Here is a 23,730-nt window from a genome sequence, read left to right as displayed (position 1 = left end):
GTTACTATTAAGAAAAAGGAGCAAGTAAATATGACAAAAACAATGGATTTGGCGACAGCTTATCGACGATTGAAGAGTCCGAGTTTGAAGACAAGGAAGTCTGCGCTCCGGACAATCAAGGCAGCAAAAAAGCAAAGGAAGGGAAATAGTTAGATGGCAAAGAAATCAAAGATTATGAAGGAACAAAGAATTGAGGCAACGGTGGCGCGGTATGCGAAAGTGCGCGAGCAGTTGAAGAAGAATCATGATTATGAGGGATTAAGTAAGTTACCAAGAAATGCGTCACCAACAAGAATGCATAGAAGGGATCATTTGGATGGGAGACCGCATGCGTATTTGAGAAAATTCGGGTTGTCGAGATTGAATTTTAGAAAATTGGCGCATGAAGGCCAGATTCCAGGAGTAAGAAAGGCAAGCTGGTAAAAAAAGTGCGGAAAAAGACGATTAGACTGTGAGCATTAGCATAACACCAGGGATTGTCCATGGGTTGAGTGGACGATCCCTGGTGTTGGGCTAACTACTCCGCTATTGAGGTTGCTTATTAGCTCAAAGCGCTAATAAGTTTTTTTGCTCCGGACGTTGACCATTCTTGTGGCCGAAAAACAGACCGCAAGAATTATGGCAGCGGAAGAGTCTGCTTTTTGGAGCACGTTTCAGAAAAAAAGTTTGGTGTTAAAAGGGTAAAGAGAATGTCAGAATGGTTTAAGAAGCAAGTAATAAGCAATAGTGGTTTGGTATAAGAGGATAACGTCCAGTATTAAAAATAAGAACGTACCAAAAAAACACGCATTCCCAATGTCCAGTAGATCCAGAACGCTGGATCAAAACATTGAGAATGCGTGTTTTGTTTTACCTAAAGGGGAAAAACTTATTGTTGATTTTGTTCAGGAACTTTACCGAGACTAACATGGCGTTTGACAAGGTAACAACCAACGCCGAGAACCATGCCAACTAAAGCAGGAACTACCCAGTCCATACCGTATTGAGCAAAGGGAAGATAGGATTGTTGAAAACTAGCCATTGCTTTTCCAAGACCGCTTTGGCTGACAACTGGAGGAAAGGCAGCCATCATGTCAAATAATGCTGGGACAACGGTAAAAGTAACAACGAACTTATAAACAACCGGGTCGCGATGGAACAGTGGTGAAAAGACGGAAAGTAAGATCAAAGCCATGGCCAAGGGATACAAGAACATCAAAACAGGTGTTGACCAAGCAATGATTTGATTCAAACCTAAGTTAGCAGTTAAAAACGATGCGGCACTGGTGAAGGCCAACCAAGTTTTGTAGCTGATCTTTGGAAAATGTTTGTGAAAATCTTGAGCAAATGCGGCAACCAACCCAATGGCAGTCGTTAAACAAGTTAAAGTGATTAAGGCGGCTAAGATTGATTGACCGACGACACCTAAGTAGTGGTTAACAATTTGATCAAAAGCAACGCCACCATTGGCGCTAACGGCAAATTTACCAAGCGACATTGCACCTAACAAAATTAAAGCTAAGTAGATGATCGCTTCAAACCCCATGGAGAAAAGACCGGCGCGGGCAGTGACAAAGGCGATGCTGTTCGCATTTTTCTTACCCATGAATTTGACGGCCGTGACCACAGTTACCCCAAAAGCCAAGCCCGCTAAAGCATCCATCGTGTTGTAGCCTTGCAAAAATCCGTTTGTGAAAGCACCGGTTTTATAGGCGGTTGTGACAGCTTGGCTAGCAGTTGAGCCGAGCGGACGGCTGAAGCCTAAGAAGAAGACAAAGACAAGTAAAACTAAGAAGACTGGGTTTAGTAATTTACCGACATTGGAAACAATTTTGCTTTGTTCTACTGAAAGAAAATAAGCAAGTGCAAAGAAAACGGCGGAGAAAACAACTAATCCTAAAGTCTGCAAATGGGCTGGCACGAGTGGAGCAACGCCAACTGTGTAAGAAACAGTGGCAGTCCGTGGGGTTCCAATAAAGGACCGATTGTGCCATGAATTAAAACCATGAAAACTAAGGCAAATACAGGGCCTAAAGGTTTACCTACGTCGTAAACGCCTTCTGAATGGGTAATACTGATTGCTAGAACTGATAAAAGTGGTAACAAGACCCCGGTTACTAAGAAACCAAGTGCGGCAGGTAACCAGTTCGCACCAGCCAACTGGCCTAAATGAAGCGGAAAAATTAAATTTCCTGCCCCAAAAAATAAAGCAAATAGCATAGAACTTACCACCACATAGTCTTTTTTCGTTAATTTTCTTTCTTCCATAAAATGTCACTCCTTCATAAGATTTAAATCTTATGAGAAAAAACTAAAAGAAAATAAAAACGTCCTCATCAGAATAATTATTCTGACAAGGACGTTATAAACGTGTTACCACCTTTGTTTACAGAACCATCACTGATTCTGCCTTTTCGAGTACGCAATCATACTCTAGCTCTGTAATGGGAGCACCCAATGCTTACTCAAATTTCGTAGGCATCGCTCAAAGATGATGTTCTGGAAAAATCCTTTGACGTCCTTTCACCAAACGACGCTCGCTTTGCAATGGATAATTTCCATACTTTCTTTTCACAGCTTTTTTCTCATTGATTTATAATATGGGCTTAATTTACTCTAATAAACAACTTCTGTCAAGGCCAATTTGAAAATCTATTGAAATGTAATGTAAATAAAAAATTCAACCACTTAGAAAGTGATTGAATTTTTTTAATGGCAAAAAGCCGATTATTTAACTTTTGGTGTATCTACAATTTCTTCAGTCTTGCCTTTAGCGAAACGTTGGATAGCAACGATTCGCGCTTGGCGACGGCGACGTTCGCGCTTACCAGCAACTGGACGGCGTTTTGCGAATGAGTTATATGGTGATCGCATAATGTTCCTCCTAAAAAATAAGTTATTACTATTGTAATCTTAAATGCCCCTAAAATGCAAATGTATTTTATGAGAATATAAACTAATACATGAACGTAAGGATTTATTAATCACTCTTTTAATCTTTAGTAACGTTGCTGCAACATTTTATCGGTATGATTGGCAACAACTTAAACAAACCATGAAGGGAGTCATTTATGATTAAAAGACAGCAACGTTTTGTTAACTGGATTGAAAAACAGCTCAAGGCCCACCAAACGCAACCGGAAAATTTATTTGTCACTTTCGGTTATTTGAATCGGGTCATGGGTGCCCTGGAAGACAAGAAAGCTGTCGCCAAACATTATGACGAACGGACAGTAAATGTGGCCCGAACGCTAATGAAGATGACAAATGATGAGTTTCTCAATGAAATTGCTAAAATTGAATATGCGCCGGCCGAACTTTCGAGTGATGGTATTCAGGTGTTACGGTGGTTTAAAGAACGTGATTTAAATGATCAAGGTAATTTGGTAAGTAATCTCGGTTTTTTGACAGAAATTGTGAATGAAACAGATCAGTCACAGATAGCAAGTTGGGATCGCCAAACGGTTAAAGTGGCACGAATGGCCAATCATGCTAGCAATGATGAGTTGATTGCGATTATGTTGAATTGCCAATCGAAAGCAAAGTATGAACGGTTATCCGTATCAAAACGGACAACCCATTATGCCCACTTCTTCAAAAGAAATAGTGTACACAAAAGCTTTGGGTCGTACGGAGAGTAAAACAATTTTTTCAGATGGAAAGAATCTAGCGTAATAAGCTAGGTTCTTTTTGTTTAATTTAGATAATCTGAACCCAGTAAATGAATTATCGATAATTAAAAGTCGCAGTCGTTTTAAAAGCAGGTTATAATAATTTAGTATGAAACAGGTGGAATAAAGGAGGGAAGCGGTTATAGCTTATGAAAATTGATCGTATGCAAGCTTTTAGTGATGGGGTTTATGCAATTTTGATCACGATTTTGGTGTTGGATTTTAAAGTTCCAGACTATCATGCGGGTAGCTTACTGATGGCCGTGCTACGACAATGGCCGACAATGTTTGCGTACATTGTTTCTTTTTTGTATGTTGGCACGATCTGGCTTTTTCATCACGATTTTTTTCAAACGCTAAAGGAAACCAATACGGGGTTGAATGTTATTAATTTGGTGATGCTGTTTTCTGTAACCTTGATCGACTACCCAACCGCATTGGTAGCTAACACATTAATTTCGCAAAATCGCACTGATATGCAGGTGGCGTTTGTGTATTACGATATAATCGCGTTGTTTATTTCATTCACGTTTGCCTGGCTGTACACGTATGTGCGCAATCATCCAGAAATGACACGGATGAAAAGTGATCAACCCACTTTTTATCAGGCCATTAAATATGATCCGGTTCGTAGCGTTTTAATCTATGGTGCCGCAATTGTCGCAACTTTCTTCTCAATTTGGCTAGGTGCATTTTTACTTTTAGCAGGTGTCGGCTATCATTTTGTCGCTTACCTGCGATTAAGTAAGTCAATGCAAAAAAGCATAAGAGAAGCCAACAATGGAGAATATAAATGATTATTAATTTACAAAACACAACCGAAGAGCCAATGAAAATTAGAGCTTTTTTGAAGTCAAAGGGATTTAGTCACCGCCTGATTAGTAGTGCCAAGCACGAAGGCACGATGAGAATTGAAGGTCATAAAGTTAGTACAACTGACACCCTGGAGGCTGGGGAAAAATTAAATTTGCAGTTACCAAAGGAAAAATCGGATCCTGAAGTTCCATTCAGTTTCGAACCACTTGAAATTGTGTTTGAAGATGAAAACTGGTTAGTGATTAATAAACCAGCTGGTTTAACATCTGTTCCGGGCCCCAGCAATCGAGAAGATACTGTTGTAAATCGCGTTAAAGGGCATTTAAAGAATAACGGCAGTAAAGATTTAATTCCGCATGTCATTACCCGTCTAGACCGCGATACAAGTGGAGTGATGCTAATTGCAAAGAATCGTTTGGCGATCAGTGTTTTAGCTCCTCAAATTGAAAATCATAAAATTGAAAAAAAGTACTGGGCATTTGTCAGCGGGACAATGGCAGAAAAGAAGGGAATAATTGATAAACCAATTGTAAGATCCGAAGATGGTATTCATCGAGAAGTTAATCCTGAAGGTCAACAAGCAAAAACACGTTTTCAAGTGTTACGTCAATATGGCGACTATGCGTTAGTTGAAGCAGAGTTGTTAACTGGTCGGACACATCAGATTCGGGTCCATTTTGCGAGTTTAGGACATCCTTTGTTAGGTGATCAACTGTATGATGGTCCCATGGAGATGGGAATTTCTCGACAAGCCTTGCACGCTACTTCTTTAAAATTTGTGGATCCGTTGACAGAGCAGAAGCATGAATTCAAAGTTGCAATTCCTGAAGATATGGAGAATTTGAAAAATGTTTAAAAATGAAGGATTGCCAGGAAAAATCCTGGATTCAAAGCAAATCTATAAAGGACCAATTTTCACGTTAAGCCAACAAAAAATTAAGACTCCAGATGGCTTAACGATAGATCGGGACGTCATTTTACATGGTTCCACCGTCACAATTTTGGCATTTACACCCAACCAACATGTTTTATTAAATACGGAATATCGAGTTGGGGTTAACGCAGAAAGTTTGTCATTACCTGCAGGCTTGATTAATGAAGGAGAAACGCCTTTGCAGGCTGCTAAACGGGAATTAATTGAAGAAACTGGGTATCAAACTACGAAAACTGAAATTATGACGACTTCAACGGTATCAGCGGGATTTTCCACCGAAAAGGTAACGCTAATTTTGGCGCAAATTGAACCTCAAAAAACAGAATCTCAACACTTCGACAGTGACGAGTTTGTGAATAGTCAACTGATTCGTTATAGTCACTTGAAACAATTAATTGCGCAAGGTAGAATCCGTTCCTCACAAGCCATTGCGGCTGTTGGTTACTATGAAATGTTTTGTAAGAATAAATAGACATTTTTCATATTTGCAAACTACTTTACATTTTGATGGTCTTCCCGTAACCTATTAATTAGATTAAAGGAGGATTTTTGTGATAATTATACGTGAAGCTGATAAAGATGATGCCGGCCAGATAGCCCCATTGATTAATATTATTTATGATGAAATGGAGTTAGATGAGCTGGATGATGTCCCCGACCCTGTCTGGATGCGGGTGTTACAACGCGCATACCAAACTGACGCCTATACCGGTGAAAAGGCTACAACAATTGTAGCGGAGGATCAAACAACTGGTAAAGTTGTGGGTGTTGCATTTGGCTATCCTGATCAGTATGAAGAAGATCTGGATGCAATTATTGACCGAATTACCCTCAAGGCAAATATTTTTGATGGTGATGTGCTGGATCCTGATTTAGAAGCCTTTAAAAATGAGTGGTACCTTGATTCCATTGCGGTTGATCCAAATTATCAAGGCCAAGGTATTGGTGGCCGATTGTTGCGCTCCTTGCCAGAGTTTGTGCGTCAAGATGGGGATACAATTATTGGGCTAAATGTGGATTTCAAAAATCCGAATGCCAAGCGATTGTATGCAAGACATGGCTTTAAGAAAGTTGGGACAAAAAGGATTGGCGATCATATGTATGATCATATGCAAAAACCAATTGTGATAACACAACCTGTTTTCGCTTAGAAATTAAAATTAATAAAATGAGGTAACCGAATCTAGTTTTCTGGATTCGGTTTTTTAATAGTACGTAATTCTTTCTGGTCTTTGTAAGTCTCTTGGTATCTTTTACGCCGGTTTTATTATAAAATCAAGGAAGACAATAAAATTAAAAATGAGGTAAACAAATTGAGTAAAGATAATGATGAGTACCAAGAAGTTGAATTAGCTTTAGGCGACAAAAAATTTGAACAAATGTTAATGGTTTTGAATCACGGTATTTCTAAGAAAAATGCCAGTGAATATAATTTCAATGGCAACGACATGCAAGAAGTTGGTGAAAATGTTTGGGCAGTTCCAGCTTATTTAGCAGACGATTATTCTCTATTCTTCTTATACACCCAAATTGATACAAAAGACTGGGTTGTGGCTTTTGCGGAAGGAAAAATGCAAACCGAACAGTTTGAACTTGGTTTACCAATGACAACTGGTAAAGGCTTGAACGTGTTGGCAGAAAAAGATATGGATCGGGCACAGATGGTCACTGGTTTTGTGAATGATATTTTCAAAGCTGGCGAAGGTGAATGGCGCATGATTGATGAAGGCAACGAGTCAGAAGATAAAAAAGACTAATCTTTGAGGCAATCTAGATGAATCAAAAAGTTGTTCGGTATGGCATTATGGGGGCAGCTTCCATTGTGCCACGGATTGTGGCAGGCATTCATGAATCGCCCAATAGTGAAGTGGTTGCGATTGCTGCACGGAGTTTGGCAAAGGCGAAACAGGCTGCAGATCAATTCAACATTCCACAAGCATATGGTAGCTATGTAGAACTTTGCGAAGATGACAATGTGGATGTTATTTATGTGCCATTATGGAACGCAGGCCATTATTCCGGTGCCAAATTAGCTTTACAACACCATAAAAACGTGTTGCTGGAAAAACCATTTACGCTAACTTATGTGCAGGCAAAAGAGCTTTTTGCGCTGGCTAAAAAACAAGGGTGTTTTCTAATGGAGGGTCAAAAGGCTGCCTTTTTGCCAATTACGTTACAGGTACGCGACCAATTACTAAATAAACAGGCTATTGGTAAAATTTGCGCCATTACCGTTCAAGAATCACACCTTGGGATAGAAAAAATTCCGTGGTTTCATGATGTAACGGTAGGCGGTGGTGCCTTTTACGGAAGCGCATCATATAGTTTGGAATATCTGCAATTAGTTTTACAAACTGAGATTACGGATTATCAAGGCCAGGTTAGTCGAGTAGGTGTACAGGCAGATGATCAAACGCAGCTGAACCTCAAGTTGGGTTCGGGTCAATTGGCTAGTATTTTCATGACAACGCTAAGTGAACAAGTGCCTAGTCAAATGACTTTTTGGGGAACCGAGGGATCGTTGATGGTACCAAATTACTGGAAAACTGACTCCTATGAACTAAAGGTTGGTAAAAAGATTCAACAAATAACACATCCTCAAAATAGTGAGTTCGTATATGAATTCAACCATGTTTCTGAGCAAATTTTGCAAGGAGAACAGTCAAGTGATGTGATGTGTCCTACCGTTACCTTAGCAACCATGAAGATTATTGATCGCCTTTATCATCAATGGTATCCGGATCAAATGAAAAAGATTCGTTAACTTATGGCTTTTTACTTGTGAGTTGGTTTTAAAGATGATACGCTGTTGACTGGGGTAGGGTTCGATCTAAGTGCCAAGCAATACCTGCAATATCGGTCGATTTTTTGGATGGGCCGATGCTTATCATGTTGCAACGTTTTTAAGAAAAAAGTTTTGTGAAAGATTTTTTAATTAGACGCGTACAAATACGCTTTGACTATGCTTCCTACTGAATCCTAGAAAGCATAAGGAATCGTAATTGAAACAATATGTACCTTGAAACTTTAAGTTTTTAGATTGGCGTTTAGATCTATCCCCAGGCACTTTTCAAGTTGAGCAGGTTCTTGAAAGGTGCTTTTTGTTTTGGCTACAATAAGTCTGATAATTTATTAAAACGTTAACGAAAAATCAAAGTGGCGGGTAAAAACATTGTGATATAATGATAGGTATGAATTTAACGATAACTAAAAGGAGGGATTTCAGATGTTTGTTGTGAGTATAGTTGCTTTAGTGATTGCCATTGCAATTGGTTTTGAAATTCGAAAAGTTGAACACCAACGACAGTTACGCTTGGCTCACGAACAGGCGCAACAAATTCTGAATGATGCCGAAAAAGCGGGGAAAGTCGAAGCAAAACGAGCCTTAAATAAGGGCAAACGAGAAACGCTTGCTTACCAAGAATCAATTGACCAAGAAATTACGACTGACGTCCAAGACAATGAACGCAAGTCAAATTGGCTTGATCAACGTGACCAGGTTTTAAAAGAAAAAGAAGATCTTTTAAATCGACGGTTTGATACATTTAAGAGTAAGCAAGAAACTGTTAAAGAGAATCGTCAAGAATTAAAGGATGTCCGCGCACAAGCAGCAGAGCTAATCACAAAACGTGAAGATACTTTGCAGGATGTTGCGGAAATGAGTCACGATAAGGCGCAAGATTACATTTTGGACGAAACAAAACGTGATCTGAAAGAAGAAGGCAAACGCACAGTTCGCAATGCGGAGGCTGAGTATCAAAGCAGTAGTGAAAAAGAAGCTAAAAATTTAATTGCCCATGCAATTGAGCACAGTGGTATTCGTTCGCATATTTTTCCATCCAACCGAACGATGGATGTGCCGTCCAATGAGGCGTTAGGCAAAATCATCGGGAATGCTGGTCAAAATGTGCGAGCTTTAGAGGCGTTAACCGGAATTGATATCAATATTGATGATCAACAACGGTTAATTACTTTAGACGGATATGATCCTTTACGTCGTGAAATTGCAAAACGGGCAATGACCCAGATTATTCAAGCTAACCGCATTAATCCAGACATTGTGGAACAAATTGTGAACCAAACCGTTCGAACCGTGGATGAGCTGATCCGCGGGTTTGGCGAACAAGCAATTAATGAATTAAACATTAAAAATATTCATCCAGATTTGATCAAATTTATTGGTCGAATGCATTTCCGAACGAGTTATGGCCAGAATATTTTGGATCATTCTATTGAAGCTGCTAATCTAGCAGGCGTGTTTGCTGCAGAATTGGGTGAAGATGTGGATTTGGCTAAACGTGCGGGTCTCTTACATGATATTGGTAAATCAATTGACCGGGATGTGGAAGCTACCCATGTGGAATTAGGGGTAGAACTCGCTACCAAATACCACGAAGATCCCGTTGTGATTAATGCCATTGCCTCTCATCATGGGGATGTCGAAGCTAAATATGTGATTTCTGATTTAGTAGCTGCTGCCGATGCAATTTCTGGATCTCGTCAGGGTGCTCGTAGTGAATCTGCTGCTGATTATTTGCAACGAATTTCTAGTTTAGAGGGCATTGCAAATAAATATCCTGGCGTACAGGCAAGCTATGCTATTCAAGCAGGACGGGAATTACGAGTGATCGTCAAACCTAATCAAACTTCTGATAAGAGTATCGAAAAACTTGCTGGAAATGTGAAAGATCAAATTGAACAAGAAGTTACCTATCCTGGACAGGTAAAAGTAACGGTCGTACGTAAATTACAGGTTGTAGAGTATGCGGGGTGAAATGAAAAATTTGACAAACGAAGAACAAGCAACGTTGGAAGCTATTGACCAATTTGTGTTTTCTAAGTTAAATGATGATAGAACAGGACATGATTATGCACACATTCAACGGGTCGTCAAAATGGCCAAACGGTTGGCTTCCGAAACTGAAGCAACCGATTTGTTTATCGTTTTGGCAAGCTCAGAATTGCATGATGTCATTGATGAAAAAATTGTGGACAATCAGGCGACTGCTGAGGCGGAAGTGAAGCAGTTTTTACAAGATCAAAAAGTTAGGACTGATCGAATTGAGGCCATTTTTGATATTATTACCCACATGTCGTTTTCTAAGAATCTTGAGCATCATTATAAGTTGAAGTTAGAGGGTCAAATAGTTCAAGATTCTGATCGTTTGGATGCCATCGGCGCAATTGGAATTGGACGGGTATTTTATTATGGTGGTGCTCACGGGCACGTGATGTATGATCCCAAAATTGCTCCGCGAGACAAAATGACACATGCACAATACCGCCAAAATGAAACTGTGATTAATCACTTTTATGAAAAATTGTTGAAATTGGCTGGGTTAATGAATACTGATGCCGCAAAGCAGATTGCGGATCAAAGAACGACTGTTTTGACGGATTTTTTAGACGAGTTCAAAGCAGAATGGAATCAAAATAAATAATTTGGAGTAGATTATGTTAAAAAATCAAAACTCAATTTCGACTAGATACGCGTGGATGTCGGGATTAATTTTCGTTTTATTGTTGTTGGCAATTAAGGCAAATTCTGCCTTACTGTTAAAACTAGATACGGGTATCATTGGCATTGTGCAAGACTCGTTACCTGAATTTGAAACAACATTAATGACACTTGTTTCCAAGATTGCAGAACCGTCATTTGCGATTGTTTATGCGGTGATCATTGCGGCTATTTTATGGTTTATGCGTTTGCGAGTAGATGCTATTTGGACGTTAGCCACGATTGGCGGAGGGGACGTCGTTGCGTACATATTTAAAGAAATTGTGCAACGCGCCCGACCAAGATGGAATCAAATTATTCCAGAAAGTGGTTATAGTTTTCCAAGTGGTCATACCTTTGGGGCTGTCATCATTGTTTTCTTTATCCTGTGGTTCTTTGTCAGCCAAATCCGCTCGACAACCATTCAAAAGGTGAGTCAAATTGGGCTTATCATCTGGGTTGTTCTGGTGATGTATTCACGAATTTACCTTGGCGCACATTATCCTTCTGATGTATTTGGGGCATTCTTCTTAGCGGTGGCTTGGTTAGCAATTGCCCGCTGGTTGTATAAATTGTTGTATAACTTTGTAGCGAAGGTTGTAGAACCTAGGTCTGAGGGAAGACACAGTCAACATTAAAAATCTGTAATTTAAGAGCAGGCAAAAACTATGTTTTTGCCTGCTCTATTTTTTCGTTAGTAGTTGCCTTTAATGACGAAGAATGAGCCACAAATAACGCCTGCCAGTTTGGATTTTTGATGGGCAAACTTGAACTTGCCCTCAAATTCTTTAGGAACATCCATACCTTCAGAGAGTTTAAAACCCACAGCTCGTTTTCCGTCATCAGCAATACTGTACATGACATTAACGACTAGTCCATTTTCGTAAAAAACATAGGCCATTTTGATCCCTTCAACTTCAAAATGGGTGACTTCTAAAGGTGTAGCAGCAAAGTGCATGTCTCGTTCTGATAAAATTTTTTCAATCCAGACAAGGGTATCAGGATCTTCATTAGCGGGAACGGTGGTAAAAACGTGCTTATATTTATTCCAATAATATCGAGCTTCGTTTGCACGTAAACCCGCTAAAGCAGGTGCAACTGGTGAGCTTTCTAATCCAACGGTGGAAACTTCCTTGAAATCAACTTTGTAAACCACTTGGGGTTACCTCATTTCTATATTTACGTACCCATAGTATATAAAGTTACAAGAAATTGGTCAATCAAAAAAACGCGTAATTTTGCCGTTTTTATTAAAAAATAGGAATAATTTATCAACTCAACCTTCAACCTATTCAAATACGTTGTAATTAATCGTCACGATTAGATAGGATTGTGGTAAAATCGACAGTATCAAAAAGTTTTGTGGGAGGTGAAATCTTGACATTTAATTTAACGATTCTTTCAACGAGTGACGTGCATGGATTTGTCTATCCTACCAATTTTGTAAAACGTCATTTGAACTTACCCTTTGGTCTCTTGAAGGCTGCGCAAGTTATTGAAAACGAACGCAAAAATGCGACAGGACCCGTTTTAACTGTTGACGCGGGGGATGTTTTGGAAGGATCCCCACTGACTGAATACCTGGCTAAATTTAGTACGCCACCTGCACCACAACGTTTGCTAAGGGCCTATAATGCCATTGGTTATGATGTGGGAGTGTTGGGTAATCACGAATTTAATTATGGATTGGATTATTTAAAAAAAGCGATTAAAAGCACGGATTATCCAGTTTTATCTGCGAATATTTTGGATCAGCAAAAAAATTCAATTGCGAACGGTGCTTATCGAATTTTTGATAAACAAGGCGTGCGCATCGCTGTGCTGGGGTTAACGACGGCTTATATTCCATTTTGGGAAGATCCAGTTCATATTAAGGGACTACAATTTAAAAAAGTTTTAAAAACTGCCAGACATTATGTTGAAGAGTTAAGAAAAAAAGTTGATGTCATTATTGTTGTGTATCATGGTGGTTTTGAACGTGATTTAAAATCTGGTCAAGAAACGGAATCGTTACGTGGCGAAAATGTAGGTTATGAATTGTTGAAAACAGTTAAGGGCATTGACGCCTTAGTTTCTGCACATCAGCATCGATTAATTGCAACCAAGTTGTTTGGTATCCCAGTTGTTCAAGCAGGGCATCGCGGTGCAGTAGTTGGTAAAATTACGTTGAAGATCGATCCGCAGCAAAAGCATATGGTCGTTGGGGCCAGTTCAGAACTGATTTCAACGGGAAAATCTCCATTACATAAAAAAATAAAGGCAATCATGACGGATGTAGAGTCCGATACACAGTCATGGTTGGATCAACCATTGGGAAAAGTTCAAGGAGATATGAAGATTACGGATCCTTTTAAAGCTAGAGTTGAGGAATCGGCGTTTATTGAATTTATCCAAAAGGTGCAAATGGCGGCCACAGGGACTTCTATTTCCGCTACCGCGCTCTTTAACAATGAAGCGACTGGTTTTGATGAACAAATCACCATGCGTGAGGTAGTTACCAATTATGTTTATCCGAATTCTCTAGCTGTTTTACGAGTTTCGGGCGCGGATCTGCGGGCAGCTCTGGAAGTGAGTGCCAAGTATTTCATGATTAATCAACAGGGTAAATTAATTGTGAATCCCCGCTATTTATCACCCAAAAAACGTCATTACAATTACGATATGTACGAAGGCATTGATTACACATTAGACATTTCAAAGCCAGTTGGCAAACGTGTGGTTCGGCTGATGAACAAGGGACATGTGATTGCGCCAAATGATTCGTTCGAAATTGTGCTTAATAAATATCGAGCGGTTGGTGGTGGACACTATCCTATGTTTTCTGAAGGTAAGATAATTCGTGAAAATACGGAGGCTATGTCAGAGTTAATTGCCGACTATTTACAGAAACATCCCGTGATTACGGCGTCTGTGAACAGCAATTTTAAAATCATTAAATAAAGAACGTATAAGCTAGAAAAGTGAATTTTCTGGCTTTTTTTGTAACTTGAATCAACGTCCTCGAAATCTAAGTTGTTTGGAAGCTGACCAAGGCTTGCGTAGTGATTTATTTTAGTTGATAATTAGCACGGAGGGGGAGATACAGATGCATAAGAATTCGAAAATGAGTGGGATGCGTTTCTTACTTGTGACCGTTTTAAATGCTTTAATCACAGTGGTCGAACTTTTTGGTGGTGTTTTGTCAGGTAGTCTAGCTTTATTGTCAGATGCATTTCATAACCTGGGCGATTCTGCATCCGTCGTTTTGGCGTATGTTGCAAGTCGAATTGGCCTTAAAAATTCAAATATGTCCAAAACATTCGGGTATCGCCGGGCAGAAATTATTTCTGCATTTGTGAATTCCGTATTTTTAATTGTCGTTTCTTTTTTCCTGATTATTGAAAGTGTACGGCGAATTTTGAACCCCGAGCCGGTAAATGGGGGAATCATGTTGATTGTGGCGATTGTCGGAACACTGGCTAACTTTATTTCAGCATTGCTGTTGAGTAGCGGTGCAAAGGGAAGTCTAAACATAAAAGCGACCTATCTCCACATTTTAAGCGATGCATTGTCATCATTTGGAATTGTGATTGGAGCCATTATTATTCAGGTTTGGCACATTGATATTGTTGATCCGATTGTGACAATTTTAGTTTCAGTCTACATTATGTGGGAAACTTGGCCTGTTTTAAAAGAAGCAATTAATATTTTGATGCAAGGTGCGCCCAATCTAGATTTTGAAGCTATGAAGCACGATATGTTGCAAGAGCCCGGGGTTGTCAATGTGCATCACATTCATGCTTGGCAAATTGATGAAAACCGGATTATGTTTTCTGCACATATTAATTTGAACGATCAATTATTGAGTGATGTTGAGCCTGTTTATCGGCATTTAGAGAATTTATTGCAAAAAAAATATCACGTAGATCACGTGACTTTACAAGCTGAAGTTTTTCGTGGAAAAAGTAATGAACTATTTACGCGTGATCGGCATGATATTTAATGCCAGTTAGTGAGGCTTAACTTTCGCTCACAAGCTGTTTGTGATGGGAGATAAACCAAGTATCCCAAGGAATCTCAGGAGTTCCGGTAAGATTATACTTTTGATCAAGATGCTCCATGACCTGAATGTAGTCGTTACTGGAAGTGGCTAGGCTTAAATCCAACAAATTGGCATGGGTTAAATAACGATTTCGGGCGATAAAAGCGTTAATATCGCTAAGATAACCTGCGGGAACAAACGACGAAATAATTTCGAGACTTTCGGCTTTATAGAGTCGAATGTAAAACTGTGCAAAAGATCGGACGGCTTTAGCCTGATTATCCGAATCTAATTGCGTGATGGAAACTAAATTACTCATAACAGCCCTTCCTAACTTAACTTATTACGTCTTAAGTATAGACCTTAACTATTAAAAGTGTAAAATTAAAGTTTGGGGTACCTTAGTTGTATTTCTGATTCAAATGAGTTATAAAAGTAGTATTAACAAAATGAGGTGAATAGATTGACCCCGATGAAGGAAGACTATCTTAAAATTATTTTTGAGCTAGGCGGAAAATCAAAGAAAATATCAAATAAGCAAATTGCAATGGGTCTGAACATTGCAGCCGGTTCAGTAACTGAGATGATTACGAAGTTAGTTGAGGAAGGTTTGGCAAAACACACGCCTTACTCTGGAATTTCGTTAACTGACAAAGGTATTCAAATTGCTGAAATTATGGTCCGTAAGCATCGTATGTGGGAAACTTTCTTAGTTGAGAAATTATCCTACAAGTTATCTGAAGTGGATGATGATGCAGAAGTATTAGAACATGTGACAAGTGAAAAATTGTTGGATTCTCTTGATCAATTTTTAGGTTACCCAACACACTGTCCGCATGGTGGAGTAATTCCTGATAAGGAAGGGAACTATCAAGAAGATAGTCATACTTTGTTAGCAGATGTTAAAGAAGGCAGTACGGTGGTAGTTGATAGGTTTATTGATAATCGTGAACTTTTAAATTATTTGGATGAGATTGATTTAGATATTGGTGATAAGATTCAAGTGATTCACCACGCGCCGTTTGAGGGTGCAACGACTGTTAAACTGATTGATAATGAATCAAAAGTTGATGAACGACAAATCAGTTATAAAGCTGCCCATTATGTTTTTGTTCAGGATGACTAATTTTTCTAAACTGGCTTTTGTGATTCACGAAAATCAACCGAAAGTTGTATGTCAGTTAAAAAGCTGTTATGATAGCCATACGGAGATTGATAGCCAATTGAAAATTAAGAAATTAAATAAATAAGGACTTAATTTTAAAAGTGGGTATCTTTTTCTAAATTGATATGGTACAATTACATTGTATTTTGGTTAGGTAATTTTGGTAAGATCGTTTCATAAAGAAATATCCCCAATTTGCACCGGATCAAGTATTAAAATATTTAGTGCAAAAAGCACTCAGGAGGATTTTCTATTATGGAACATGGTACAGTTAAATGGTTTAACGCAGACAAAGGTTTTGGTTTTATTACTCGCGAAAACGGTAGCGATGTATTCGTACATTTCTCAGCTATCCAAGGCGACGGCTTCAAGACTCTTGAAGAAGGCCAAGCAGTTACTTTCGATGTAGAAGAAAGTGACCGTGGACCACAAGCAGTTAACGTAAACAAAGACTAATTTAAAATTAGAATTTATCAAGTCAGGAATTTCGGTTCCTGGCTTTTTTTATGTCTTTTTTTATTTAACGCTCTAACTTGAATAAATGTTTAATTTCTGGTCGTTTTGTTGGTGGGGCTATGGCATAATAGACTTTAATTAATCAACGGGGTGACAATGGTGAAAGAAACCGATTTGGTATTAGATACCTGTTTATTGGCAGGAAGAATTATGATTGAAAATGGTTCAGAAATGGCTCGTGCAGAAGATACGATTATGCGGATTGCCACAAATTCGGGTTATCCAGACGCACAGGTGTTTTCGACTGTGACAGGAATTATCATGTCGATTCCGGATCAAAAAAATGCTCAGGTTGAAAGTGTTAGTCGCCGAAACATTGATTTAGAAAAAGTGAGTTGGGTTAATCGACTTTCACGTGATTATGCAATTAAGAAAATTACGTTAACAGAATTCTTTGATCAGCTAAAAATTGTCGATGACGCTGTGCCATACTTTCCGTTTTGGTTACAGGTACTGGGAGCTGCACTAGTCAGTGGACCATTAATGACGATTTTTTGTGATAATTTTTATGATATTGGCGTCACCTCAATCATTGGAGCTATTGGGTTTGCGATTTACTATGCAATTAATAAAACGTTGAATATTAAATTTATCAGTGAATTTGTTTCATCACTTTTAATTGGGTTTATGGCGGTGTTGACGGTTCGAATGGGATTAGGTCATTCGGTAGATAACATTATCATTGGTGCTGTAATGCCACTGGTGCCTGGTGTGCCGTTAACAAACGCGGTGCGTGATATTTTAAACGGACATTTTGTAAGCGGCCCAGCACGGGGAATAGAGGCCTTGCTGACGGCATCTGCAATTGGCTTTGGCATTGCCTTTGTATTTAGATTCTTTTAAGGAGAAACTCACTGATGATTATGATAATTAAGTTGTGTTTTGCGTTTATTGCCACGGTCGGCTTTGGCATTATTATTAATATTCCGCATCGTGCGTTGCTTATTGCCGGTTCAATTGGCACCGTTACCTGGTTTATTTATTGGGCCCTGATCAACCTCAATTTTGGGATTGCGCTGACCAATTTGTTAGCATCCGTGGCGATCGGAATTTTGAGTGACATTGCGGCGCGAAGAATGAAAATGCCCATGTTGATCTTTAATATCCCGAGTTTGGTTCCCTTAGTGCCCGGCGGACAAGCTTATCAAATGGTCCGTAACATTGCGTTAGGGAATGCGGCCCAAGGCATGCGATTTTTGACTGAAGTGATTGAAATTACGGGTTCGATTGCGATTGGCTTCCTAATTGCTGAATTATTGAATAAATTGTGGAAAAAGCTTCTTTTAAAACGCGCATCGAGGGGAATGTAATAAAACTGTAAAAATGATGATATCTGATTAGGAGTCTAAAAATGTTAGTATGAAAGTGTACATAGTAGTTAATGGGACACAGGGGAGACATTGGAGGAATATTTTTGAAGGATACACAAAGAAATAAAGTTATACCAGGTTGTTTGATGACATTGGGTTTATTGCTTAGTCTGTTAATGGGGGGCATTTCGGCTAAGGCACAGTCAGTAAACAGCTACATTACAGCAAACAAAATTAAACCGGTAGGAATTACGACTTCTATTTGGAGTGGATTTCCACATTATAATTATAACAAGGGCTATGGGAAGCCTGAAGGGGTTGTGGTTCATGAAACCGCTAATCCCAGTTCTACAATTTACAATGAAATTGCATATATGAAAGCACACTATAATGACGCTTTTGTCCACAGTTTTGTGGATGCGGATCATATTATTAATATTGCGAATACCAACTACTTATCTTGGGGAGTTGGTTATCCTGGAAACGGAAAATTTGTTCAGTTTGAGCAAATTGAGGTTCATTCTAAGAAGGCATTTGCCCGTGAAATGGCTAATGCGGCGTGGTATACAGCATATTTGCTAAATAAATATAAGCTAACGCCAAATGATGCTTGTTATGATTATAAAGGGACAGTTTGGTCACACAAAGCTGTTGCTTTACACTTTGGTGGTTCTACCCATACTGATCCATATGGGTACTATTTAAAAACGGGTAAAACATACTTCGGTCAGGGATACACAATGGCCGAGTTTTATCAACTGGTCAAGAGCTATTACACAAGTCTGCAACATTTAAGTGTGAAATATACGAATACCAGCTTGACCATGGATGTTAAAACGGTTCCGGGTCATGATTTCTATAATCATGTGCCTAAGAGCAATTACACCACCAAACGAGTAAATTATGGCAAAACGTACGCAGGAAAGACCGTTCAAATTGATTGCACTGGAAAACGTAGTGGTACCGGGACACTTTACTATCGTGCATATTATAACGGTAAATTGATTGGTTGGATTTACGGTGGTGGACTTGCTAAACACGTGACCTACACGGCAACCACAAAAACAATGGATGTGAAAGTTACCCCTGGCCATGATTTTTATAATCATGTTACCAGCAGTATGTATACAAACAAACGATTGCATTATGGGAAAACCTATGCGGGTAAAACAGTTCAGATTGATAACATCGCGTATCGAGATGGCACCAAAGTTCCTTATTATCGTTGTGCCTACCAAGGCAAACGGATCGGCTGGATTTACGGTGGAGCACTTGGTGTTCGCGTAACCTACAAAACGATCAATTCGAAAATGACGGTCAAAAAAGTTCCCGGCCACGACTTTTTAAATCACGTCACAGCAAGTAAGTATACGGTCAAACGCCTGAACTATGGCAAAACTTACGCAGGTAAAGTAGTGAAAATTGACAATATTGCTTATCGTGACGACGTGAAAACACCTTATTACCGTTGTTATTACGGTGGTAAGAAGATTGGTTGGGTTTATGGAAGTGCGTTAAGTTAAAATTAAAAATACCTTCGCTGGGATTAAAATCCTACGAAGGTATTTTTTTGTTTGATTTAATATTGTCCGTTAGATTGCGTTGTATCTGAATAACCAGTTCCGGTTGTCACACTTGTTAGATTAGATGTTCCAGTTGATTTATGTCCGAGATCTAATCCTTTTCGAATAAAGTTTGTAACCCGTTGCATTTCAGTTTGGCTCGCAACCTCATAATCTTGACCGTTGATTAATTGCGTCGTTCCTTGCAAATGAGTTGATTTCAAATGATGAGTAGCGACACGGTACTTTGTGGAAAGTGCCACAATCTCATCGAAAGTTAAATCAGTTTGTGTTTGCTTTTTGATGGAAGTTAAAAAGCTTTGACTAAGTAAAGTGGTTAAAGAATCACTCTTACGCAGAATTGCCATTAATACCTGTCGTTGCCGTTTTTGACGACCATAATCTCCTTGAGGATCATCATCACGCATCCGCGAATAGTCTAATGCAGCTTTACCGGCAAGTCGGATCTTTTTACCTTTGACAACATTGGCAGCGCCATACTTAAAGGTGAGAGTCGGGGTAATCGTGACACCTCCAACACCGTTCACAATTTTTTCAAGACCGCCCATGTTAATTAAACCATAGAAATCAATTGGAACATCTAATAACTGCTGAATTGATTTAATGCTGGTACCCGCACCGCCAAATGAATAAGCCGCATTTAATTTGGAAGGCGCGTATTGTGTGTAACCCGGAATTGAAAGGGCAGTATCACGCGGAATACTCGTCAGTGTCATTTTTTTCTTTTTAGGATTTAGGGTGGCAATAATGATGGTATCAGTCCGACCACGATAGTTCCGACCTAAGGCACCAGTATCAGTTCCAAGAAGGAGAATTGAAATTGGTTTACCTTTTTTTATGACTGAAGAAACATCCCGAGCCTTTTGAATATTAGCACTGTTGAAAACAGAATTAGCTGCCTTTTTTGCGGAATACCACTTATAGGCAGCAAATACGCCGAGGACAATGACTAAAATTCCCACAATTGCGATAATAAAGCGTCTCCGTCTATGTTTTCGTGGCCGTTTCTGTGGGTCACGGCCTTCCATGTCTTGGTGCATCTCAGTGCGGGTCGGGGGAACATTAAAATGGTTGTGCAGGTCGGATCTTTTGGGCGTTTGGTTCTCATTCATTGTTTTGCCTCCTGAAGCAATTATTAATTAAAGTTGGTGCTTAACTTAGCATACCGAATTAATGTTAAATAAATCTTATTTTTAGATTGATTTAAAACATTCTTTAAACATAAAAATTTACATCACATTAAGAGTGCCAAAAATGACTGATTCGCCCATAAAACTGGTTCTTGATTATTGAGTGGGTTTAAAAAAGCTCCGTGATCATCAAGAATTAACGAATGAAAAGAAATATCATTTTTCTTTAATTTAAGGCGTGTCTTTACTGAGTAAATAGGTATAATGGTCAATATAATTCACAAACACAATTAAAGCTCGCCTTTGAGAGGAAGCAATCATATGGAACAACTTACAAATTTTAAAAACGCACATCGAAAAATCCAATTTACAACAAAAGATGGTTTAACGGGACAACTATTTTTTGTGCAGCCAAACATTGTGCGGGTCATGATTAATTCGACAGGAAATTTTAATGGACAAGCGACAATTTCAAAGAACGTGGACATTCCGACCTTAGGCGATGAAACAGTTGGCAGTGGAAGTGGTACTCAAGAGGCGAGCACACCGTTATTGACCCAAGACTTTTTGACAGCATGCGGGGAATCTTCAGAAACTGGGCTGAACACCGACAAGTTTCATCTTGTGTTCGATCAGACCTCTGGGCATTTTTCTATTAATGACGGAGCGGGAAAAGTCTATTTTAAACAAAATCGGATTCCTACTCGTAATGAAAAAACGACTCACCTAAGCTTACGGTTGCCCACCACACCAGAAACTTATTATTTTGGCGGGGGAATGCAAAATGGGCAGTATTCTTTGAAAGGTAAAGAAATTGCAATTGAAAACACGAATCGTTGGACTGCTGGCGGGGTGACTTCCCCAGAGCCATTTTTCTTTACGACAAGTGGTTATGGCATTCTTTTCAATACTTTTACAAAAGGGCGTTATGATTTTAGTGATCCCCGGTTTATTCAATTGACACATGAAGATCCACAACTCGATTATTTTGTAATTCTCGGGGAAACACCAGCAAAATTAATTCATGGCTATCAAAAGTTAACAGGACTGCCACCGCTCAATCCACTCTACAGCTTTTATCCTGCTCATTTAAACGCATATAACCGTGATTATTGGTTTCAGGTGAGCCCAGACAGTGATGGAGCTATTCAGTTTCCGGATGGGCAAACCTATAAAGAATATCAACCGCTCAATCCGAAGTCGTTTAATACGAAGCGTCCTGGAAAAATTAGTTTTGAAGGGCAAGCAATGGTTCCTAATGTTTACGGGACGGGGTATGTTTCATTTACAGCCGTTGATGAACACGGAAATCCTGTTTCAGGAACTTGGGAGTCGCTAAATGGAGAAAATAAAAATTATCAATTTTCTGCGCGCGCTGTTATTGATCGGTATCATCAAAAACAACTACCACTGGGTTGGTTTTTGCCAAATGACGGTTACGGAGCCGGTTATGGGCAGACCGATAGTTTTGTGGGAGACTTACAAAACTTAAGCCAGTTTTCAAAATATGCGCATGAACATGGAGTAGCCACTGGCCTATGGACGCAGGAACAGTTGGTACCCCCAAATGCACAGAACATTCAAAAAGGTGAACGTAATTTGGCAGCCGAAGCCAAAGTCGGCGGGATTTCTGCAATTAAAACAGATGTGGCTTGGGTTGGGGCTGGGTACACATTTGGGTTAAATGGAATCGCTAAGGCTGCCCAAACATTAACTGCTGTCCATAAAAAACGACCGTTCATTTTGACGGTCGATGGCTGGGCAGGTACCCAACGCTTTGCGAGTGTTTGGACTGGCGATCAAGCAGGATCAGATTGGCAAAATATTCGTTTTCAAATACCCACTTACCTGAGTGCCGGATTGTCTGGGAATTCCAATATTGGCTCAGATATTGATGGTATTTATAGCGGCGACAATCCAGTCATTCAAACTAGAGATTTGCAGTGGAAGTCATTTACTCCCTTACAACTTGTGATGGACGGTTGGGGCAGTCGGGCCAAGGATCTGGGAAGTCAGTTTGGTGCCAACTTTCTTGCGATTAATCGGTTTTATTTAAAACTAAAAACTAGGCTTTTACCTTATTTGTATAGCTTGGCATTTGAAGCACGGACTAATGGGGCACCTATCGTCCGACCCACGTTTTGGCTAGAAGCAAGTGACTTCACGTACGGCGGCAGCCTTAATCAACAGTTTTTGTGCGGAAATTCATTATTAATTGCGCCAATTTTTGAAAATTATCAGCTGCAAGTTGATGGCACGGACTTACGCGCTAGCCTTTACCTCCCAGATGCCAAAACCACTTGGTATGATTTTTTCAGTGGGGATGCTTACGAAGGCGGTCAAACAATTAGTGATTTTGAGGCGCCTTTGTGGAAATTGCCTCTTTTTGTCAAAGCAGGAGCTATCTTACCATTAGCTAATGCGACGGAGCATCCCGATGAAATTGATAAAAGTCAGGTTGAATTACTGATTTATCCGGGTGGGTATTCTACTTTTGTGCTTTACGAAGATGATGGGAAAACGACAAACTATTTGCACGGAGAACGGCAAATAACAAAAATTTCTCAACAAACGACGTTGTCGACAGTGAAGCTAATAATTGCGGCGGCCAAAGGTACATTTGCTGGGTCAACTATGTCACGCCAATATAACGTATCACTATTTTTAGCCAGTGAACCCACAGAAGTGTGGGTGAATGGAAAACGGTTGGCAGATGCCGACTATCATTACGGACCACGTATGCTTGAAAAGTTTACAATGACTAGTGAAGAAAAAAGTGATTTTGCGCAAACTGAGATTAATCAAGGTAATTTCTTAGTTGTGTCACTCAAAAAGGTTTCAGTGAAAATGGAGCAAACGATACGAGTTGTGCTTTGAGTTATGCTGTTGAGTTGTTAAACGATTTTTAACTAAAGATTGAAAGTATCAAAATTATTATATCAATGTGTTGATTGCAAAGATTAGACTTAGTCTGGAAGCAACTGGGCTCAGTAGTGTCGTTTATCTTATCGGTTTTCGCTTAGATAAAGGCCGAGCTTGGAGACGTGGCTTGCGGCTCCAAGTTGTGCCCACTATTCAGCCTAGTAATGATGATTTTCGTTCCGAAAA

General features: G+C 39.4%; 24 protein-coding genes, 2 pseudogenes and 1 other annotated feature. Of the genes and pseudogenes, 21 read left to right on the top strand and 5 right to left on the bottom strand.

Features of this window, described 5'->3' with window-relative positions; all coding sequences use genetic code 11:
• The first annotated feature begins 30 nt into the window (after positions 1-30).
• A complete protein-coding gene (locus DD627_RS02735; RefSeq protein WP_186806983.1) occupies positions 31-153 on the top strand; it encodes a putative metal homeostasis protein in 123 nt (40 codons plus the stop codon).
• Positions 154-423: a 30S ribosomal protein S14 gene (rpsN, locus tag DD627_RS02730; RefSeq protein WP_260267823.1), complete on the top strand. Its 270-nt coding sequence runs from the start codon at positions 154-156 to the stop codon at positions 421-423.
• A 445-nt stretch (positions 424-868) separates the two neighbouring features.
• On the opposite strand, the pseudogene brnQ reads toward rpsN, so the two are convergent.
• Positions 869-2,247, bottom strand: a pseudogene (gene brnQ / locus DD627_RS02725) (branched-chain amino acid transport system II carrier protein).
• An 84-nt stretch (positions 2,248-2,331) separates the two neighbouring features.
• Positions 2,332-2,563 (bottom strand) — a binding site (T-box leader).
• Between the two features lie 143 nt (positions 2,564-2,706).
• On the bottom strand, positions 2,707-2,853 hold the full coding sequence (locus DD627_RS02720; protein WP_164481576.1) for a hypothetical protein: 147 nt from the start codon (positions 2,851-2,853) through the stop codon (positions 2,707-2,709).
• Between the two features lie 197 nt (positions 2,854-3,050).
• On the opposite strand from DD627_RS02720, the gene DD627_RS02715 reads away from it, so the two are divergent.
• The 10 genes from DD627_RS02715 to DD627_RS02670 all read left to right on the top strand — a co-directional run bounded on the left by DD627_RS02715 (position 3,051) and on the right by DD627_RS02670 (position 11,535).
• A complete protein-coding gene (locus DD627_RS02715) occupies positions 3,051-3,620 on the top strand; it encodes a hypothetical protein (protein ID WP_260274320.1) in 570 nt (189 codons plus the stop codon).
• A 179-nt stretch (positions 3,621-3,799) separates the two neighbouring features.
• Positions 3,800-4,447 (top strand): TMEM175 family protein, encoded by a 648-nt coding sequence (locus tag DD627_RS02710; RefSeq protein WP_057785057.1) that lies wholly within the window; start codon positions 3,800-3,802, stop codon positions 4,445-4,447.
• A complete protein-coding gene (locus DD627_RS02705) occupies positions 4,444-5,322 on the top strand; it encodes an RluA family pseudouridine synthase (RefSeq protein ID WP_260274322.1) in 879 nt (292 codons plus the stop codon). Before DD627_RS02710 ends, DD627_RS02705 begins: the two co-directional genes overlap by 4 nt.
• A complete protein-coding gene (locus tag DD627_RS02700; protein ID WP_057785055.1) occupies positions 5,315-5,872 on the top strand; it encodes an NUDIX hydrolase in 558 nt (185 codons plus the stop codon). The genes DD627_RS02705 and DD627_RS02700 overlap by 8 nt, the downstream gene beginning before the upstream one ends.
• A 79-nt stretch (positions 5,873-5,951) precedes the next feature.
• Positions 5,952-6,551 carry a GNAT family N-acetyltransferase gene (locus DD627_RS02695; RefSeq protein ID WP_260274323.1) on the top strand — a complete coding sequence of 200 codons (600 nt, stop codon included), beginning with the start codon at positions 5,952-5,954 and terminating at the stop codon, positions 6,549-6,551.
• Positions 6,552-6,713: 162 nt separating this feature from the next.
• Positions 6,714-7,157, top strand: a complete 444-nt coding sequence (locus DD627_RS02690; protein ID WP_260274327.1) for a hypothetical protein — start codon at positions 6,714-6,716, stop codon at positions 7,155-7,157.
• A gap of 17 nt (positions 7,158-7,174) precedes the next feature.
• Positions 7,175-8,164 carry a Gfo/Idh/MocA family protein gene (locus DD627_RS02685; RefSeq protein WP_260274329.1) on the top strand — a complete coding sequence of 330 codons (990 nt, stop codon included), beginning with the start codon at positions 7,175-7,177 and terminating at the stop codon, positions 8,162-8,164.
• Between the two features lie 462 nt (positions 8,165-8,626).
• Entirely contained in the window at positions 8,627-10,174 is a 1,548-nt protein-coding gene (gene rny, locus DD627_RS02680) for a ribonuclease Y (protein WP_260267816.1), read from the top strand.
• A 1-nt stretch (position 10,175) separates the two neighbouring features.
• Positions 10,176-10,841, top strand: a complete 666-nt coding sequence (locus tag DD627_RS02675) for an HD domain-containing protein (RefSeq protein WP_057784781.1) — start codon at positions 10,176-10,178, stop codon at positions 10,839-10,841.
• A gap of 13 nt (positions 10,842-10,854) precedes the next feature.
• Entirely contained in the window at positions 10,855-11,535 is a 681-nt protein-coding gene (locus tag DD627_RS02670) for a phosphatase PAP2 family protein (protein ID WP_057784776.1), read from the top strand.
• Positions 11,536-11,591: 56 nt separating this feature from the next.
• On the opposite strand, the gene DD627_RS02665 is transcribed toward DD627_RS02670, so the two are convergent.
• Positions 11,592-12,053 carry a DUF8821 family protein gene (locus DD627_RS02665; protein ID WP_260274330.1) on the bottom strand — a complete coding sequence of 154 codons (462 nt, stop codon included), beginning with the start codon at positions 12,051-12,053 and terminating at the stop codon, positions 11,592-11,594.
• 221 nt (positions 12,054-12,274) lie between these two features.
• Between DD627_RS02665 and DD627_RS02660 the strand changes: the two genes are divergently transcribed.
• Both DD627_RS02660 and DD627_RS02655 read left to right on the top strand, forming a co-directional pair.
• A complete protein-coding gene (locus tag DD627_RS02660) occupies positions 12,275-13,837 on the top strand; it encodes a bifunctional metallophosphatase/5'-nucleotidase (protein WP_260274332.1) in 1,563 nt (520 codons plus the stop codon).
• Positions 13,838-13,982: 145 nt separating this feature from the next.
• Positions 13,983-14,879 carry a cation diffusion facilitator family transporter gene (locus DD627_RS02655; RefSeq protein ID WP_057784773.1) on the top strand — a complete coding sequence of 299 codons (897 nt, stop codon included), beginning with the start codon at positions 13,983-13,985 and terminating at the stop codon, positions 14,877-14,879.
• 16 nt (positions 14,880-14,895) lie between these two features.
• Here DD627_RS02655 and DD627_RS02650 read toward each other — a convergent pair whose 3' ends face one another.
• Positions 14,896-15,237: a hypothetical protein gene (locus tag DD627_RS02650; protein ID WP_068805368.1), complete on the bottom strand. Its 342-nt coding sequence runs from the start codon at positions 15,235-15,237 to the stop codon at positions 14,896-14,898.
• 144 nt (positions 15,238-15,381) lie between these two features.
• Between DD627_RS02650 and DD627_RS02645 the strand changes: the two genes are divergently transcribed.
• The 5 genes from DD627_RS02645 to DD627_RS02625 all read left to right on the top strand — a co-directional run bounded on the left by DD627_RS02645 (position 15,382) and on the right by DD627_RS02625 (position 19,432).
• Positions 15,382-16,044 carry a metal-dependent transcriptional regulator gene (locus tag DD627_RS02645; RefSeq protein ID WP_057784771.1) on the top strand — a complete coding sequence of 221 codons (663 nt, stop codon included), beginning with the start codon at positions 15,382-15,384 and terminating at the stop codon, positions 16,042-16,044.
• Positions 16,045-16,338: 294 nt separating this feature from the next.
• Complete coding sequence (locus DD627_RS02640; protein ID WP_046871276.1) at positions 16,339-16,539, top strand: cold-shock protein; 201 nt, start codon at positions 16,339-16,341, stop codon at positions 16,537-16,539.
• Positions 16,540-16,695: 156 nt separating this feature from the next.
• Positions 16,696-17,442, top strand: a complete 747-nt coding sequence (locus tag DD627_RS02635) for a threonine/serine exporter family protein (RefSeq protein WP_260274334.1) — start codon at positions 16,696-16,698, stop codon at positions 17,440-17,442.
• A 14-nt stretch (positions 17,443-17,456) separates the two neighbouring features.
• The gene (locus DD627_RS02630; protein WP_057784769.1) at positions 17,457-17,909 is read left to right on the top strand and encodes a threonine/serine exporter family protein; all 453 of its coding nucleotides are present in this window, start codon (positions 17,457-17,459) and stop codon (positions 17,907-17,909) included.
• Positions 17,910-18,013: 104 nt separating this feature from the next.
• Positions 18,014-19,432, top strand: a complete 1,419-nt coding sequence (locus DD627_RS02625; RefSeq protein ID WP_260274336.1) for a GW dipeptide domain-containing protein — start codon at positions 18,014-18,016, stop codon at positions 19,430-19,432.
• A gap of 56 nt (positions 19,433-19,488) precedes the next feature.
• Here DD627_RS02625 and DD627_RS02620 read toward each other — a convergent pair whose 3' ends face one another.
• A complete protein-coding gene (locus DD627_RS02620; protein ID WP_260274339.1) occupies positions 19,489-20,604 on the bottom strand; it encodes an LCP family glycopolymer transferase in 1,116 nt (371 codons plus the stop codon).
• 339 nt (positions 20,605-20,943) lie between these two features.
• On the opposite strand from DD627_RS02620, the pseudogene DD627_RS09220 reads away from it, so the two are divergent.
• Positions 20,944-21,543, top strand: a pseudogene (locus DD627_RS09220) (hypothetical protein); the annotation flags it as partial.
• Positions 21,544-21,870: 327 nt separating this feature from the next.
• The gene (locus tag DD627_RS09215; RefSeq protein ID WP_446226601.1) at positions 21,871-23,499 is read left to right on the top strand and encodes a glycoside hydrolase family 31 protein; all 1,629 of its coding nucleotides are present in this window, start codon (positions 21,871-21,873) and stop codon (positions 23,497-23,499) included.
• Positions 23,500-23,730 lie beyond the last annotated feature (231 nt).

The sequence above is a fragment of the Pediococcus sp. genome, assembly GCF_003533255.1.
GTDB classification, from domain to species: Bacteria; Bacillota; Bacilli; order Lactobacillales; family Lactobacillaceae; genus Pediococcus; species Pediococcus parvulus.
This window is presented reverse-complemented; position numbering and strand designations above follow the sequence as displayed.

Excerpts from the sequence above, each read along its gene's own strand:
- DD627_RS02650 (WP_068805368.1), bottom strand. The coding sequence starts at position 15,237 with ATGAGTAATTTAGTTTCCATCACGCAATTAGATTCGGATAATCAGGCT.
- rny (WP_260267816.1), top strand. The coding sequence starts at position 8,627 with ATGTTTGTTGTGAGTATAGTTGCTTTAGTGATTGCCATTGCAATTGGT.
- DD627_RS02635 (WP_260274334.1), top strand. The coding sequence starts at position 16,696 with ATGGTGAAAGAAACCGATTTGGTATTAGATACCTGTTTATTGGCAGGA.
- DD627_RS02620 (WP_260274339.1), bottom strand. The coding sequence starts at position 20,604 with ATGAATGAGAACCAAACGCCCAAAAGATCCGACCTGCACAACCATTTT.
- DD627_RS02670 (WP_057784776.1), top strand. The coding sequence starts at position 10,855 with ATGTTAAAAAATCAAAACTCAATTTCGACTAGATACGCGTGGATGTCG.
- DD627_RS02655 (WP_057784773.1), top strand. The coding sequence starts at position 13,983 with ATGCATAAGAATTCGAAAATGAGTGGGATGCGTTTCTTACTTGTGACC.
- DD627_RS02630 (WP_057784769.1), top strand. The coding sequence starts at position 17,457 with ATGATTATGATAATTAAGTTGTGTTTTGCGTTTATTGCCACGGTCGGC.
- rpsN (WP_260267823.1), top strand. The coding sequence starts at position 154 with ATGGCAAAGAAATCAAAGATTATGAAGGAACAAAGAATTGAGGCAACG.
- DD627_RS09215 (WP_446226601.1), top strand. The coding sequence starts at position 21,871 with ATGGTTCCTAATGTTTACGGGACGGGGTATGTTTCATTTACAGCCGTT.
- DD627_RS02720 (WP_164481576.1), bottom strand. The coding sequence starts at position 2,853 with ATGCGATCACCATATAACTCATTCGCAAAACGCCGTCCAGTTGCTGGT.
- DD627_RS02735 (WP_186806983.1), top strand. The coding sequence starts at position 31 with ATGACAAAAACAATGGATTTGGCGACAGCTTATCGACGATTGAAGAGT.
- DD627_RS02685 (WP_260274329.1), top strand. The coding sequence starts at position 7,175 with ATGAATCAAAAAGTTGTTCGGTATGGCATTATGGGGGCAGCTTCCATT.
- DD627_RS02700 (WP_057785055.1), top strand. The coding sequence starts at position 5,315 with ATGTTTAAAAATGAAGGATTGCCAGGAAAAATCCTGGATTCAAAGCAA.
- DD627_RS02710 (WP_057785057.1), top strand. The coding sequence starts at position 3,800 with ATGAAAATTGATCGTATGCAAGCTTTTAGTGATGGGGTTTATGCAATT.
- DD627_RS02705 (WP_260274322.1), top strand. The coding sequence starts at position 4,444 with ATGATTATTAATTTACAAAACACAACCGAAGAGCCAATGAAAATTAGA.
- DD627_RS02675 (WP_057784781.1), top strand. The coding sequence starts at position 10,176 with ATGAAAAATTTGACAAACGAAGAACAAGCAACGTTGGAAGCTATTGAC.
- DD627_RS02640 (WP_046871276.1), top strand. The coding sequence starts at position 16,339 with ATGGAACATGGTACAGTTAAATGGTTTAACGCAGACAAAGGTTTTGGT.
- DD627_RS02715 (WP_260274320.1), top strand. The coding sequence starts at position 3,051 with ATGATTAAAAGACAGCAACGTTTTGTTAACTGGATTGAAAAACAGCTC.